Annotated in this window: 12 protein-coding genes; 5 read left to right on the top strand and 7 right to left on the bottom strand. The window is 74.1% G+C overall.

The window, feature by feature from the left end:
* The first annotated feature begins 201 nt into the window (after positions 1-201).
* From pdxR to ACWD1U_RS26510, 3 genes are all read left to right on the top strand, one after another.
* Positions 202-1,641, top strand: coding sequence for a MocR-like pyridoxine biosynthesis transcription factor PdxR (gene pdxR / locus ACWD1U_RS26520; RefSeq protein ID WP_451111134.1), 1,440 nt, complete (start codon positions 202-204; stop codon positions 1,639-1,641).
* A 125-nt stretch (positions 1,642-1,766) separates the two neighbouring features.
* Entirely contained in the window at positions 1,767-3,329 is a 1,563-nt protein-coding gene (locus ACWD1U_RS26515; RefSeq protein ID WP_451111132.1) for an alkaline phosphatase D family protein, read from the top strand.
* 109 nt (positions 3,330-3,438) lie between these two features.
* The gene (locus ACWD1U_RS26510; RefSeq protein WP_451111130.1) at positions 3,439-4,698 is read left to right on the top strand and encodes a GNAT family N-acetyltransferase; all 1,260 of its coding nucleotides are present in this window, start codon (positions 3,439-3,441) and stop codon (positions 4,696-4,698) included.
* A 9-nt stretch (positions 4,699-4,707) separates the two neighbouring features.
* On the opposite strand, the gene ACWD1U_RS26505 is transcribed toward ACWD1U_RS26510, so the two are convergent.
* Entirely contained in the window at positions 4,708-5,925 is a 1,218-nt protein-coding gene (locus ACWD1U_RS26505; RefSeq protein WP_451111129.1) for a trans-sulfuration enzyme family protein, read from the bottom strand.
* A 67-nt stretch (positions 5,926-5,992) separates the two neighbouring features.
* On the opposite strand from ACWD1U_RS26505, the gene ACWD1U_RS26500 reads away from it, so the two are divergent.
* Positions 5,993-6,484: an Lrp/AsnC family transcriptional regulator gene (locus ACWD1U_RS26500; protein ID WP_451111128.1), complete on the top strand. Its 492-nt coding sequence runs from the start codon at positions 5,993-5,995 to the stop codon at positions 6,482-6,484.
* A gap of 32 nt (positions 6,485-6,516) precedes the next feature.
* Positions 6,517-8,208: a DUF885 domain-containing protein gene (locus ACWD1U_RS26495; protein ID WP_451111127.1), complete on the top strand. Its 1,692-nt coding sequence runs from the start codon at positions 6,517-6,519 to the stop codon at positions 8,206-8,208.
* 179 nt (positions 8,209-8,387) lie between these two features.
* On the opposite strand, the gene ACWD1U_RS26490 is transcribed toward ACWD1U_RS26495, so the two are convergent.
* The 6 genes from ACWD1U_RS26490 to ACWD1U_RS26465 form a co-directional block, all read right to left on the bottom strand.
* Positions 8,388-8,906: an immunity 21 family protein gene (locus ACWD1U_RS26490; RefSeq protein ID WP_451111125.1), complete on the bottom strand. Its 519-nt coding sequence runs from the start codon at positions 8,904-8,906 to the stop codon at positions 8,388-8,390.
* A 193-nt stretch (positions 8,907-9,099) separates the two neighbouring features.
* Positions 9,100-12,096 carry an AAA family ATPase gene (locus ACWD1U_RS26485; RefSeq protein ID WP_451111124.1) on the bottom strand — a complete coding sequence of 999 codons (2,997 nt, stop codon included), beginning with the start codon at positions 12,094-12,096 and terminating at the stop codon, positions 9,100-9,102.
* Positions 12,093-13,256, bottom strand: coding sequence for an exonuclease SbcCD subunit D (locus ACWD1U_RS26480; RefSeq protein ID WP_451111122.1), 1,164 nt, complete (start codon positions 13,254-13,256; stop codon positions 12,093-12,095). Before ACWD1U_RS26480 ends, ACWD1U_RS26485 begins: the two co-directional genes overlap by 4 nt.
* Before the next feature lie 107 nt (positions 13,257-13,363).
* Positions 13,364-13,990 carry a YigZ family protein gene (locus ACWD1U_RS26475; protein WP_451111121.1) on the bottom strand — a complete coding sequence of 209 codons (627 nt, stop codon included), beginning with the start codon at positions 13,988-13,990 and terminating at the stop codon, positions 13,364-13,366.
* 28 nt (positions 13,991-14,018) lie between these two features.
* Positions 14,019-14,561: a SixA phosphatase family protein gene (locus ACWD1U_RS26470; RefSeq protein WP_451111119.1), complete on the bottom strand. Its 543-nt coding sequence runs from the start codon at positions 14,559-14,561 to the stop codon at positions 14,019-14,021.
* The gene (locus ACWD1U_RS26465; RefSeq protein WP_451111353.1) at positions 14,558-15,313 is read right to left on the bottom strand and encodes a hypothetical protein; all 756 of its coding nucleotides are present in this window, start codon (positions 15,311-15,313) and stop codon (positions 14,558-14,560) included. The genes ACWD1U_RS26470 and ACWD1U_RS26465 overlap by 4 nt, the downstream gene beginning before the upstream one ends.
* Positions 15,314-15,324: the final 11 nt, after the last annotated feature.

Here is a 15,324-nt window from a genome sequence, read left to right as displayed (position 1 = left end):
TGCCCGCCCGGGACGCGCGGCCTGGCACCGCGCCTCGCCGCGTCGAAACGCCCGGGTAGCTCCGCTACCAGGGCACTCCGGTGCCTTGCGATGCACGGCGCCGGTCCGCGGACAGGCGGGCGATCTGACGATCTGGGCCGGCACCGGACCACCCGACCTGATCGGACGCTCACAGGGCAAGGACCCCTAAGGTCTCCCCACATGAGGTCAACGCAGAGCGACCCGGGCGGCGGTACCGCGTCCGCCGCCTGGGAGTTGCTGCTCCCCGCCGCTTCGGCACCGGCACGCACGCGGGGCCGTTCCCTCCAGGCGGCACTGCGCGAGGCGGTCCGCTCGGGCCGGCTGACGCCGGGCACGCGGTTGCCGTCGAGCCGGGATCTCGCGGCGGACCTGGGCGTGTCGCGCGGTCTGGTCACCGAGGCGTACGAGCAGCTGACGGCGGAGGGGTATCTGCGCAGCGGCCGGGGCGCAGGGACCTGGGTGGGCGCGGCCGTACGGGCCGCACGGCCGCGGGCGCACGACCGCGCGCCGCGCTCGCCCGGCGCCCGGGCCGACTTCGTGCCCGGGACGCCGGATCTGGCGCTGTTCCCGCGCTCGGCGTGGGCCGCCGCGCAGCGGGGTGTGCTGGCGGAGCTGCCCCACAGGGAGCTGGGCTACCCCGACCCGCGCGGGCTGCCCCGGCTGCGCACCGCGCTGGCCGAGCTGCTCTCCCGGCGGCGGGGCGTGGTGGCCGACCCGGAACGGATCGTCGTCGTCTCCGGGGTGGCCCAGGCGACGGCGCTGCTCGGTTTCGCGCTGCACGCGCGCGGGGTGCGCACCGTCGGCGTGGAGGACCCCGGCAGTCCGCAGCACGACGCGCTCTACGGCTCGGCCGGGGTCGCCGCCGTGCCACTGCCCGTGGACGGCGAGGGGGTCGCCCCGGAGCCACTGCGGGCCTCGGGCGTACGGGCTGTGGTGACGACACCGGCCCACCAGTTCCCCACCGGCATCGCCTACTCGGCCCGCCGGCGCGCCGAGCTGCTCGACTGGGCCCGGTCCGTGGACGGCATCGTCCTGGAGGACGACTACGACGGGGACTTCCGGTACGACCGCGCCCCCGTCGGCGCACTCCAGGGCCTCGACCCGGACCACGTGGCCTACACGGGCTCGGTCAGCAAGTCCCTCGCCCCGGGCCTGCGACTGGGCTGGCTGCTGGTGCCCGAGTCCTGGGCGGAGGAGATCGTCGAACGCAAACGCACCATGGACCTCGGCCATCCGGCCCTCGACCAGGCGCTGTTCGCCCGCTTCCTGGAACGCGGCGACTACGACCGTCAGCTGCGCCGCTGCCAGCGCGCCTACCGCGACCGGCGTGACGCGCTCGTCGCCGCCCTGGACGAGCACTTCCCCGGCTCGGAGGTGTCCGGCATCGCGGCAGGCCTGCATGTGATCGCCGCACTGCCGGAGCGGTACGGGCCCGAGGAGCGGTTCCTCGCGCGCGTGGCGGAGGCCGGGGTGGCGGTGCGCCCGCTGTCGGCGTACGCCCACGCGCCGGACGAGGGCACCGGGTCGAAGGAGGTGCGGCTCGTCCTGGGCTACGCCCACGTGCCGCCGGCCCGGATCGCCGACGGCGTACGGCTGATGGCGGAGGCGGTCACCGGGTGACCCGCCGCGCCCACGGTTCCCCCGCCCCGCTGTCAGTTGTTCACTTGGGGTTCGTGCGGGCGCTGCGGCGTGCCAGTAGTTGTGGCTCTGCACACTGGCCGGATCCCGTCCCTGGAGGCGTATCCATGTCACACCGTCCCTTCCCCGGGCGTCGTAGCGTCCTGCGCGGCTCCCTCGCCGCGTCGGCGGCCCTGTCCCTGCCCACCGCGCTCGGCGCGGCGCCGGCCTTCGCGCTGTCCGGGCGCCCGAAGGCGGGGTGGGGTGTGCAGGCCGGCGACGTGACCTGCGACTCCGGGCTGGTGTGGGTGCGGTCCGACCGGCCGGCCCGGATGATCGTGGAGACGTCGGCCACCGAGTCGTTCCGCAACCCGAGCAGATGGCACGGCCCGTTGCTGGGCCCGGGCACGGACTTCACCGGCACGACCCGGCTGCGCGGCCTGCCGTCGGGCGAGCAGATCCACTACCGCGTGCTGCTGGCCGACCCGGACGACCCGCGCCGCACCGGCGAGCCGGTCACCGGCACCTTCCGCACCGCGTCCGCCAAGCGCCGCGACGGCGTGCGGTTCGTCTGGTCCGGCGATCTGGCCGGGCAGGGCTGGGGCATCAACCCGGAGTTCGGCGGCTACCGGATCTACGACGCGATGGCCGCGCTCGACCCGGACTTCTTCCTCTGCAGCGGCGACAACATCTACGCCGACGGCCCGATCGCCGAGACCGTGGCCCTGCCCGACGGCCGGACCTGGCGGAACATCACCACCGAGGAGAAGGCGAAGGTCGCCGAGACGCTCGCGGAGTTCCGCGGCAACTTCCGCTACAACCTGCTCGACGAGAACCTGCGCGCCTTCAACGCCCGGGTCCCCTCCATCGTCCAGTGGGACGACCACGAGGTCACCAACAACTGGTATCCGGGCGAGATCCTCACCGACGCCCGGTACACCGAGAAGCGCGTCGACGTGCTGGCCGCCCGCGCCCGCCAGGCCTTCTCGGAGTACTTCCCGATCTCCACGCTGCGCCGCCCCGACGGCCGCGTCTACCGCGTGCAGCACCACGGCCCCCTGCTGGACGTCTTCGTCCTGGACATGCGCACCTACCGCAACGCCAACTCGCCGGACGACCAGCCCGTCGATCCTCAGGGCATTCTCGGCCGCGAGCAGTTGGAGTGGCTCAAGCGCGAGTTGTCCCGCTCCCGGGCGGTGTGGAAGGTGATCGCCTCCGACATGCCGATCGGTCTGGTCGTCCCGGACGCTGTGAACATCGAGGCCGTCGCCCAGGGCGATCCCGGCAAGCCGCTGGGCCGTGAACTCCAGATCGCCGAACTGCTCCGGCACATCAAGCACGGGCGGATCACGGGCACGGTGTGGCTCACGGCCGATGTGCACCACACCTCGGCGCAGCACTACCAGCCGTCGCGGGCCGCCTTCACGGACTTCGAGCCGTTCTGGGAGTTCGTCTCCGGCCCGCTGAACGCCGGTGCCTTCCCGGCGAACACGCTCGACGGCACGTTCGGTCCGGACCGCGTGTTCGTGAAGGCGCCGGCGACCGCCAACGTCTCGCCCGCCGGGGGGTACCAGTTCTTCGGCGAGGTCGACATCGACGGCCACAGCGGCGAGCTGACGGTGCGTCTGCGCGAGCAGGACGGCACCGTGCTGTTCACCCAGGTGCTCCAGCCGGGCCGAGTCGGCCAGTAGGTACACAGCGCAACGTTTGAAGCCTCGACAAAGGGGGGAAACTGCCTCCTTTACCCGCCAGTCACAATGCGTTCTCGATCACGCAACACCGTTCGGTCACAGTGGGTGCATGACGCGAGACGTGACCGAAGTGACGGACCGGAACGACAACCGCCGTACCGCGACGCTGTGGCAGCGGGCCACAGCGGCGTTCCACGGCCGGCGGACACGACGCCACGAACACGCGCCGCCCACGGGCGATACCGAGTCCCCGGCGCCGGAGCCGGTGCCGGGGGCTCACACCCTGTGGCGGATGCGGACGACGGTCAAGGACGAGCCGGGGTCACTGGCCGCCCTGTGCACGGCCCTCGCCGAGCAACGGGTCGACATCCTCAGCCTCCAGACACACCCGCTGGCCGAAGGCACGGTGGTGGACGAGTTCCTGCTCCGGGCGCCGGGTGAGCTGCCGTCCTCCGCCATCAGCACCGCCGTCCGGTCGGCCGGCGGCACCGACACCTGGATGGAACGGGCGGACGCGCACGACCTGGTCGACGCACCGACCCGGATCCTGGGACTCGCCGCCCGCACCGCCCTGGACGCGGCGGAACTCCCGTTGGCCCTGCGTCAGTTGCTGGGCCGGTGCACGATCCGTTCCCAGCCCGCGACCGTCGGCGGCGGCCGGGCGGCCGGAGGCCTGCCGGTGGAAGGGGCCCTCGACGACACGGTGATGTGCCTGCGCGCCCCGGAGGGCGGAACGATCACCGTCGAACGGCCCTATCTGCCGTTCACGCCGACCGAGTTCGCCCGGGCCAGGGCCCTGGTGGAACTGGACGCCCGGCTCGGCCCCCGCGTACCGCACGGACGGGACGTGCTCACCCTCGCCGAGGGCAGCGACATCACCGTGCGGCGGGCCGATCCGCGTGACCTGGAAGCGGCCAGGGCGATGCACGAGCGGTGCTCGGCGCGGACGCTCAGCCTCCGGTACCACGGGCCCGTCGGTGACGCCGACCGGTATCTCAACCACCTGCTCAGTCCGCGCTACGGCCGTACCCTCGCCGTGCAGACGGCCTCCGGGCGGATCGTCGGGCTCGGTCACCTGCTGTGGGACGGGGACGAGACGGAGATCGCGCTGATCGTCGAGGACGCGTGGCAGCGGCGGGGTGTGGGCGCGGAGTTGCTGGCCCGGCTCGTGGCCATGGCCGTCGAGGCGGGGTGCTCGAGTGTCTATGCCGTGACGCAGGCCTCCAACACCGGGATGGTGGCCGCGATGCGCGGGCTGGGGCTGCCTCTCGACTACCAGGTCGAGGAGGGGACGCTGGTCATCACCGCGCGGCTGGGTGAGACCGTTGCGACACACGCGCAGGAGCTGGGAAGCGCCTCGACGCCTTAACACCGTGTGTCAGCCGGCGGGTGCGGGTTCGCTGCGGCCGGTCGCGCGGCTGCCCGCGCCCCTCACACGGCGTTCCAGTGCCTGATCGAGGTCCGACCAGAGGTCCTCCACGTCCTCCAAGCCCACCGACATGCGCAGCAGTCGGTCGCTCACCCCGGCTCCCCTGCGGTCCTCCGGGTCGACGATGCGGTGGCTGATGGAGGCCGGATGCTGGATGAGGGTGTCCACGCTGCCGAGGCTCACCGCCGGGGTGATCAGGCGTACCCCGGCGATGACCTCGTGCGGGTCGCCGTGCGTCTCGAAGGCGACCATGGCGCCGCCGATGCTCGGGTAGTGCACATGGGCGATCCGCGGGTCGGCGGCGAGGCGGTGGGCGAGTTCGGCGGCCGTGGCTGAGGCGGCCCGGACCCGCACGGGGAGGGTGGACAGGCCGCGCAGCAGCAGGTAGCCGGCCAGCGGGTGCAGGACGCCGCCCGTGGCGAAACGCACCTGGCGCAGCCGGCCCGCGAACTCCTCGTCGCAGGCGACCACGCCCGCCAGTACGTCGCCGTGGCCGCCGAGGTACTTGGTGGCGCTGTGCAGGATCAGCCGCGCGCCGTGCTCGGCGGGACGCTGGAGGACCGGTGTGGCGAAGGTGTTGTCCACGAGCAGCGGCACCGAGCCGCAGGCGTGGGCGACGGCCCGCAGGTCGACCTCGGCGAGCGTGGGGTTGGCCGGGGACTCGACCATGACCAGTCCGGTGTCGGGGCGCAGCGCGTCGGCGACGCCCGCCGGATCTGTCCAGGTGACTTCCGTGCCCAGCAGCCCGGCGGTCAGCAGGTGGTCGCTGCAGCCGTAGAGGGGGCGTACGGCGACGACGTGGCGCAGGCCCATCGAGCCGCGTACGAGGAGGACGGCGCTGAGCGCGGCCATGCCGCTGGCGAACGCGACCGCGGCCTCGGTGCCCTCCAGCCGGGCCAGCGCCGTCTCGAAGCGGGCGACGGTCGGGTTGCCCAGCCGCCCGTACACGGGCGGGCCGTCCGGCTCCGCGCCGGTCGTGGCGAAGGCGTCGATACGCGCCGCCTCGCCGCGGCTGTCGTACGACGGGTAGGTGGTGGACAGGTCGATCGGTGGGGCGTGCAGCCCCTGCCGGGCGAGGTCGTCCCGCCCGGCGTGCACGGCCTCCGTGGCCAGTGCTCGCCGTGCGGTGCGTACGTCGTCGTGGGCGCCCATGCTTGCGGTGTCCATGTCCATGATGGGACAGGGTGAACATCGACCGGGGTACTGAGGTGGCATCCCGTGCTACGTTCGCCCGATGGCCGAATCTGTCGTACTGGATCCGGTGGATCTCCACCTGCTGCGGCTGTTGCAGAACGACGCCCGGGCGACGTACCGCGATCTCGCCGCCCGGGTGGGGGTGGCGCCGTCGACCTGTCTGGACCGGGTGACCCGGCTGCGCCGCTCGGGGGTGATACTCGGGCACCGGCTGGAGCTGGACCCGGCCAAGCTGGGGCGGGGGCTGGAGGCGCTGCTGTCGGTGCAGGTCAGGCCGCACCGGCGAGAGCTGGTCGGGCCGTTCGTGGAGCGGATCCGGGCCCTGCCGGAGTCGCGGACCGTCTTCCATCTGACCGGGCCGGACGACTACCTGGTCCATGTCGCGGTGGCCGACATGGCCGACCTGCAGCGGCTCGTGCTGGACGAGTTCACCTCGCGGCGGGAGGTGGCGCGGGTGGAGACCCGGCTGATCTTCCAGCAGTGGGAGTGCGGGCCGCTGCTGCCGCCTTCGCCCTCGGCTCAATCCGGGTGACGTGTGCGGCCCGTGGTACCAGGATGGACCGCATGTCTGAGACCAAGAGCCCGCTGCCCCGTGAGGTCGCCGACGCATTCGTCGACGAGCTCGTCGCCCTCGACCCGATCACCGGTACGTACCTCGGTGACAAGGAGAGTTCGAGCAGGCTGCCCGACACCTCACCCGCGGGCCAGGAGGCGCTCGCGGAGCTGGCGCGCCGGACGCTGGCCCGGCTGGACGAGGCCGAGCGACAGCCCGGCGCGGACCGTGACATCGAACGCCGCTGCGCACGGCTGCTGCGCGAGCGGCTCACCGCCGAGCTCGCCGTGCACGAGGCCGACGAGAGCCTGCGATCCGTCAGCAACCTGAGCTCCGTCGCGCACTCGGTGCGGCAGGTGTTCACCGTGACGCCGGCGCAGACGGAGGAGGACTGGACGGCGATCGCCGAGCGGCTGCGCGCGGTTCCGGCGGCACTGGAGGGCTACCGCCAGTCGCTGGCGCTCGGCCTGGAGCGGAAGCTGCACGGCGGGCCCCGCGCCACGGCGACGTTCGTGGAGCAGCTCGGCGAGTGGGCCGACGCGGACGGTCAGGGCCACGGCTGGTTCGAGCAGTACGCGGCCGCCGGCCCCGAGTCCCTGCGGTCCGAGCTGGACGCGGCGGCCCGTTCGGCCACCGAGGCCGTCGTACGGCTGCGCGACTGGATGCGGGAGGTGTACGCGCCGGCCGTCGAGGGCGCGCCGGACGTGGTGGGCCGGGAGCGGTACGCGCGCTGGGTGCGCTACTTCAACGGCACGGACCTCGACCTGGACGAGGCGTACGCCTACGGCTGGTCCGAGTACCGCCGCCTCCTCGGCGAGATGCGGACCGAGGCCGAGAAGATCCTGCCGGGCGCCTCCACACCGTGGGAGGCCCTGGCCCACCTGGACGACCAGGGCACGCACGTCGAGGGCGTCGACGAGGTGCGCGACTGGCTGCAGGGCCTCATGGACGAGGCGATGGACGCGCTCGACGGCACCCACTTCGACCTGGCCGAACGGGTGCGCCGGGTGGAGTCGCGCATCGCCCCTCCGGGCAGCGCCGCGGCCCCCTACTACACACCGCCGTCGGACGACTTCTCCCGCCCGGGCTGCACCTGGCTGCCGACCATGGGCGAGACGCGCTTCCCGGTCTACGACCTGGTGTCGACCTGGTATCACGAAGGCGTGCCGGGCCACCACCTCCAGCTGGCCCAGTGGAAGCACGTGGCGCAGGACCTCTCCCGCTACCAGGCGAGCGTCGGCATGGTCAGCGCCAACGCCGAGGGCTGGGCCCTGTACGCGGAGCGGCTGATGGACGAACTGGGCTTCCTGACGGACCCGGAACGCCGGCTCGGCTACCTGGACGCGCAGATGATGCGGGCCGTGCGCGTCATCATCGACATCGGCATGCACCTCGAGTTGACCATCCCCGACGACTCGCCCTTCCACCCAGGTGAGCGGTGGACGCCCGAACTGGCTCAGGAATTCTTCGGCGCGCACAGCAGCCGCCCCGCGGACTTCGTGGAGAGTGAGCTGACCCGCTATCTGTCCATGCCGGGCCAGGCCATCGGCTACAAGCTCGGCGAACGGGCCTGGCTGCTGGGCCGCGAGAACGCCCGCAAGCGGCACGGGGACGCCTTCGACCCGAAGGCGTGGCACATGGCGGCGCTGTCGCAGGGATCGCTCGGCCTGGACGACCTGGTGGACGAGTTGTCGCAGCTCTAGGAGCCGGTCAGGGGGCGGGAAACGGCCCTCGGAGTCGACGACCTGCCCGGTGCCCCTTTCCCGGCATGCCCCGCGCTGGTTCAGGGTGGGCCGGGGAAGTGCGGCTCGGGTTCGACCGGGCCGTCGTGCGAGTGCGGGTGTGACCGGTGAGGGCTCCCCGCTCCGCGGAGGGGCGTCGGCTATCGCGGCGCCAAGAGGCGGAGGTGGACCAGGCCCAGCCACGTCTCCGGGCCCGGCTGGACCCTCGCGGCGCGGACCGCGTATCTGCCCGGCTCCAGGGCGACCCGCACATGGCCGGCCCCCGACGGGTCCGTTCCCGGCCAGGCCGCGTCGAACAGGAGCACGGCCCCGGGCACCTCCCAGTGCACCTCCGGCTCCCACTCCGCGCCGGCGATCGCCGGCGGGACGCTCGCCAGCACTTCGTCCTCGGACTCGGCCGCGTGCCACCGGACGAACATGCCGTGGTCGGGGAAGTACGCGGTCGAGGCGGGTTCGTCGCCCAGGACGAGGGCGGTGCAGTCGCCGACCGGGAGGAGGCCGACGTCTCCGTCCACCTCGCAGGCCCGGTCGTAGTCCGACGCCGTCTCCTCGCCGTCGGCGCCGGCCCAGAACGGCAGGACGGTCTCGGGTACCGCGATCAGCGGCCCACCGCCCGACTCCACCCACTCCACGACGCCCGGTTCCGCGTATCGCACCATGGCGCAAGAACCTACAGGGCCGACTCGTGGCATCCACGCCGGGGTTCACCAGCCGCAGTCGCCGGCCTGCACGGGAGCCGTCGACGGCCACGCGGCGGTGATCGGCCCGGAGCCGCTGGGCCTGCCGATTCTCGCGTTCGTACGGCTGAGGTATCCGAACGGCATCTGCGAGCCCTTCTCCGGGCCGCTGACCTCAGCCCGCCCCGCGCTGCCGCAGCGCCGACCCCGACCGGCCCTTGACGACCTCCAGCCGGGCGTGGATCCGCCGCCGCAGGTCGGCTACGTGGCTGACGATGCCGACGCTGCGGTCGCGCTCGCGCAGGGAGTCGAGGACGTCGAGCACCTCGTCGAGGGTCTGCTCGTCGAGGCTGCCGAATCCCTCGTCGATGAAGAGGGTGTCCAGCCGCACGCCGCCCGCTTCGTCCGTGACGACGTCCGCGAGGCCGAGGGCGAGCGCGAGGGAGGCGAAGAAGGTCTCGCCGCCGGACAGCGTCGCCGTGTCCCGTTCGCGGCCGGTCCAGGCGTCGACGACGTGCAGTCCGAGGCCGCTGCGGCCGCGTCCGCTGCGGTCGTCGGAGTGGACCAGGGTGTAGCGGCCGGACGACATGCGCCGCAGCCGTACGGTCGCGGCCGCGGCGACCTGCTCCAGCCGGGCCGCCAGCACATACGACTCCAGGCGCATCCGGCGTTCGTTGTCGGCCGAGGTGCCCGCGGCGAGGCCGGCCATGCGGGCGACCCGGTCGTACTCCTCGCGCAGCGGCGCCAGCCGGCGCACCGAAGCCGTGGCCCGGTCGGACAGCCGGTCGAGCTCGGCGCAGCGCCGGCGGGCTGCGTCGTGTGCGGAGGCGGCGTCGCGCAGGCGGCGGGTCGCTTCGTCGGCGGCCTGCTGCGCCGAGGCGAGATCGACGGGGTGCTGCGCGGCAGCGGCCGCGGTGTCGGCCTCGGCGAGGACGGCCCGGACGGCGGCCTCCTCGTGCTGCCAGGCGTCCAGGCGGCGTTGCAGTTCGCGGTGGGCGGCGGCGTCGAGGAGGGCCGCGGCCGCGGCCTGCGGGGTTTCGAAACCGGCCCGGAAGGCGGCGTCGGCGAGCCGGGCGTCGGCGTCCTTGAGGCGCCGGGCGGTGTCCTCGGCGGCGCGGGCGGCGTCTGCGGCGTCCGTGAGCAGCGCGGTCCGCCGTTCCAGCTGCGCGGCACGGGCGGCGACGCTGTCCAGGGTGCCCCGCGCCCGGTCCAGCTCCTCAGCCAGGGCGGCGCGTTCACGGTCCAGCCGCTCCCGGTGCCCCACGCGGGATGCGGTCCGCACGGCGGCCTCCTGCCGGGCGGCGACGCGGCGTTCGTGCTCGTGCCCGGCCTGCCGCAACCGCTCCTGCGCGGCGTGCAGTTCGGCGGCTGCCCCGCGGGCGTGCGCGTACTGCTCCTCCAACTCTTCGACCCCCCGGACGAGTTGACCGGTGCGGGTGTCTCCGGCCTCGGCGGTGGCGGCGGCCAGGGCCTCCCGTACGACGCCGAGGCGCCGCTCGCTCTCGGCGCGCTGCTCGTCCGCCCGCTGGTAGGCGGCGAGGGCGCGTTCCTCGGCCTCGCGGTCGACGTGCCCGGCGACCTTGCGGGCGGGGGCGGGGTGTTCGGTGGCGCCGCAGACGGCGCAGGGCGCGCCGTCGGTGAGGTTCGCCGCCAGTTCGGCGGCGATGCCGGCCAGGCGCTGCTCCTTGAGGTCGAGCCAGTGCTGCTTGGCCCGCAGCGCCTCCTCCTGCCCGGAGCGGACCTGTTCGACGGCCTCGTTCGTGTCCTCGGCGAGCCGGTCGCGCAGCCGGGCCGCCTTCAGCCGCTGTTGCGCGGGCTCGCGCCGTACGGCGAGCTGCTCGGCGAGGGAGGCGGCCTGCTGGGCGGAGTCCACCCGGGCCTGGAGAGCCACGCGTGTCTCCTCCCAGCCCTCGAGCCATGCCTCCGCTTCCTGGAGGAGGTCGGCATCGGCGCGCTCCTGGCGGTCGAGGCGGGCGCGTTCGTCGAGGAGTTCGGCCAGCCGGCGTTCGGCGCGGCGGGCCGAGTCCAGTCCGCCCAGGTCCTGGGCTGCACGGCGTGCGGCGGTCGCGAGTCCGGCCGCGCCCGCGTCGGCGAAGCGCTCCGGCAACAGGGCACGCGCGCGGGCCTCGGCCGCGGCCGCCCGGCGGTGTTCGGCCTCGGCGGACTCCCGCAGCTCCAGGGCGGGCGCGACCGCCTCGGCCTTGCGGGCCCGTTCCATGAGTGCCTGCGCCTCCCGGTAGGCCTCGGCTCCCTCCTCCAGACGCGCCGCCCGTTCGCGCGCCTGCGCGAACCTGCGCTGGAGCCGGTCGAGTTCGCGTACGTCGTCCAGGGCGCGGCCGGCGGTGGCCTGGGCGGACTCGGCGGCTGCGAGCGTGCATGCGGCGACGGTCAGCTGTTCCCGGGCGGTGCTGCGGGCGACGGCGGCCGCGCCCAGCACGGCCTCGGCGAGTCCCGGTTCACCCGGGGCCAGGTCCGGCAGCTCCATGGTGTCGCCGGCGGCCTGCTGCATCCGGTGGGCGTCGGCCAGCAGCTCCGCGTCCCCGTCCCGCACCTGGGCCTCGGTGGCCCGTCGGCGTTCGGCGAGGCGTTTCTCGACGTCGGCGAAGCGGCGGGTGTCGAAGAGGCGTCCCAGCAGTTTGCCGCGGGCCTCGGCGTCGGCGCGCAGGAACCGGGCGAAGTCGCCCTGCGGCAGCAGCACGACCTGGCAGAACTGCTCCCGGCTCATGCCGAGCAGCTGGGTGATCTCCTCGCCGATCTCCTGGTGGGAGCGGCTGAGGTCCTTCCAGGTCCCGGTGGTGGAGTCGTACTCGCGGAGCCAGGTCTGCGCCTTGTCGACCGTGGTGCCGGTGCCACGCCTCTTGGGGCGTTCCCAGGGCGGCTGCCGGGTGATCTCCAGACGGCGTCCGGCGACGGTGAGTTCGAGGCCTACCTCGGTGCGGGTCGCGGGGGCGGCGTGGTCGCTGCGCAGGGCCGTGCCCTGCCCGCCGCCCTGGCGGGCACCGGGCACGGAGCCGTAGAGGGCGTAGCACACGGCGTCGAGGACGGAGGTCTTGCCCGCGCCGGTCGGGCCGTGCAGCAGGAACAGCCCGGCGGCGGAGAGTTCGTCGAAGTCGACGGTCTGGGTGTCTTTGAAGGGTCCGAAGGCGGTGACCGCGAGCCGGTGCAGCCTCACCGGGCCACCTCTCGTACGGCCTCGTCGGCCCGCACCGCGTCGAACGCTTCGCGCAGCACGCCCTGTTCGTGCGCGTCGGGTCCGGCGCCGCGCACATGCGCGACGAAGTCCTCGGCGATCTGCTGGTCGCTGCGTCCGGCGAGGCGTCGGGCGTACGACGACTCGGTCTCCTCCCGGTCCCGGTCGGGGTCGAAGACGAGGCTGAGCGTGTGCGGGAAACGCGCGGTCAGCCGGGCCATGGGGTCGGCCGGGCGGACGGGGTCGGTGAGCGTCGCCTCGACCCACGCCTCCTCGTGCCGGGTCAGCTCCGGGTCGGCGAGCAGGTCCTCCAGCGCGCCCCGGATCCGGGCCAGGGGGCGCGGTACGGGGCAGTCGACCCGCTCGGCGTCGACCGTGCCGTCCGGGGCCAGGTCGACCAGCCACATGCTCTTGCGGTGGGCTGCCTCGGAGAAGGAGTACGGCAGCGGGGAGCCGGAGTAGCGGACGCGGTCGGTGAGGGTCTGGCAGCCGTGCAGATGCCCGAGGGCAACGTAGTCGACGCCGTCGAACACGCCGGCCGGTACCGCTGCGACGCCGCCGACGGTGATGTCCCGCTCGCTGTCGCTGGGTTCGCCGCCGGAGACGAAGGCGTGCGCGAGGACGACGGAGCGGGTGCCGGGCGGGCGGGCGGCGAGGTCGGCGCGGACCCGGTCCATGGCGGCGGCGAGCACGGACTCGTGCCCGGCCTTCTCCACACCGAACTCATCCTTCACCAGGGCCGGTTCGAGATACGGCAGCCCGTAGAAGGCGACCTCCCCGTGGGCGTCGGACAGCACCACCGGGGTGCCGGCCGCCGACGGTTCGGTCCGCAGGTGGATCCCGGCCCGCCCGATCAGCCCGGCGCCGACGCCCAGCCGGCGGGCGGAGTCGTGGTTCCCGGAGATCATCACGGTCGGCACGCCGAGGTCGGCGAGCCGGTGCAGGGCGTCGTCGAACAGTTCGACCGCGGCGAGCGGCGGCACCGCCCGGTCGTACACGTCCCCCGACACGACCACCGCGTCCACGGCCCGCTCCCGCACGGTCGCGACGAGATGCCCGACGAAGTCGGCCTGGGCACCGCCCATGTCGACCCGGTGAAAGGCCCGGCCCAGGTGCCAGTCGGAGGTGTGCAGCAGTCTCATGATCTCCCGAGACTAACCGCCGCGTCTGACATCACGGGGGGTTACTCCCGTATCGGCCCTTCATCCCCCGCCGGCCCCCACCCGTCACACTCGCTCGGTCCGGATCTTCAGGCGTCGCCGTACGCCTCCCCGCCCGGTTCGAAGCGGGCCGTGCCGGCAGTCACGTCGGCGAGCCAGGCCCGGAAGGCGTCGAGGTCGGCGTCCGGGAGTGCGATCTCGATGGCGACCGCCTCCCCGTAGCTGACGTCCCGCACCTCGCGCCCCGTGGTCCGCAGGTCGTGCTCCAGCTTTCCCGCCCGCTGGTGGTCGACGGTGACCGTGGCCAGCCGGAATCTGCGGCGGGTGCGCGTGCCGAGGGTGTCCAGGGCCTCGCCGACCGCTCCGCCGTACGCCCGGATGAGCCCGCCCGCGCCGAGCTTGACCCCGCCGTAGTAGCGGGTGACGACGGCGACGACGTACCGCATGTCGCGGCGCAGCAGCATCTGGAGCATGGGGACGCCGGCGGTGCCGCCCGGTTCGCCGTCGTCGCTCGCCTTCTGCACGGAGGCGTCGGCGCCGATGACATAGGCCCAGCAGTTGTGGGTGGCGTCGGCGTGCTCCTTGCGGACCGCGGTGATGAACTCCTGGGCCTCCTGCTCGGTGGCCGCCGGGGCGAGGGCGCACAGGAAGCGGGAGCGGTTGACCTCGGTCTCGTGCACGCCCGCGCGGGCGACCGTGCGGTATTCGTCCTGCATCCGGCCAGCCTATGCGCGCGGGTGCGGACTACTTCTTCGCGCCCCGGGCCACGGTCACCGACGTGAGCAGGGCGGTGCCGGGGGTGAGGGCGCGCCAGGTCGTGCCGTGCCAGGAAAGGACGGCGATCGCCGAGGTGGGGAACTTCGTGCGGACCTGCTCCAGGGTGTCGTCCAGGCCGTCTCCGGCCAGCGCCAGGACCAGGTCCTCCAGACCGGGGTTGTGGCCGATCAGCAGCAGCGTCCCCACCTCGTCGGGCACCTCGTGCACGACGGTCAGCAGGCCTTGGGGGCCGGCCGCGTACAGGCGCCGGTCGTGGCGGACCGGCGGCGGTGTGCCCCATTCGGCGGCGGCCAGCTCCCAGGTCCGGCGGGCGCGTACGGCGGTGGAGCACAGCGCGAGGTCCGGCAGGCAGTCGGCCTCGGCCAGGGCCCGCCCGGCGGCGGGGGCGTCCCGGCGGCCGCGGGCTGCGAGGGGGCGTTCGTGGTCGGCGACGTCCACCGGCCAGGCGGACTTGGCGTGCCGCAGCACGACCAGGCGGCGCAACGGGCCCGCTCCTGCGCGGTCGATCATGACGGGTATCCCAGGTCGGTGGTGAGGTCGAGGCCGAGGAGGCGGTCGGCGTAGGCATAGGTCTCGAAGCGGGCGCCGTCCGGGAACTCCGGGCCGGTCTCCACATGGTGCAGGACGTCCAGCACCCGGGGCACGTCCAGGTCGTCCTCCCAGGCGTCGCGCAACCGCCGGCGCACGTCGTCCGGAATCGGCCGCGAGGGGCTGCGGGCCCAACGGGCGACCGCGCCGCGCCAGCGGGCGAGGGTGGCGCTCGCGGCGCCGAGGTCGGCCGCCGCCGGCCGGGCGGGGGCGCTGTGATGCCGGCTGATCAGGGTGAGGCGGAGGACGGCTGGATCGGTGTGGCCCGCGGGATCGGTCCGCACGGGCGCGACCTCGATCCGCAGCCCGTCGGGCGCCGGCCCGCCCTCGGCGGCCACGTGGACGACCTGGGCCTCGCCCAGCCCGGCGCCGACGTCGGGGCTGTCCTCGAAGGGACGGATGCCGAGCGCCGCGGCACTCGCCCGCAGTTCCGCCTGCCGCCGTCCACCGGTGAGCAGCGCCCACACCGGTGTGCCGCCGAGCTCGAGGGCCCTGACCAGCAGGTCCGCGACGAGCAGCACCCGCAGGTTCGTGGTGTCGGAGCCGGGCGCGTGCACCTGGACACGGGTCAGGCCCCGGCGGGCCGGGGCGGGGTCGGCCGGCTCGCCGGTTCGGGCGTCGATGATGCGCAGCACAGGGCGAGCGTAGGCGGGTGGGCGGGCCCGCGCAGGCAGGTTCGGCGTGT

It is taken from the genome of Streptomyces sp. NPDC002788, assembly GCF_053592115.1.
Note: the sequence above shows the minus strand (reverse complement) of the source record. Positions and strands in the feature narration are given on the sequence as shown.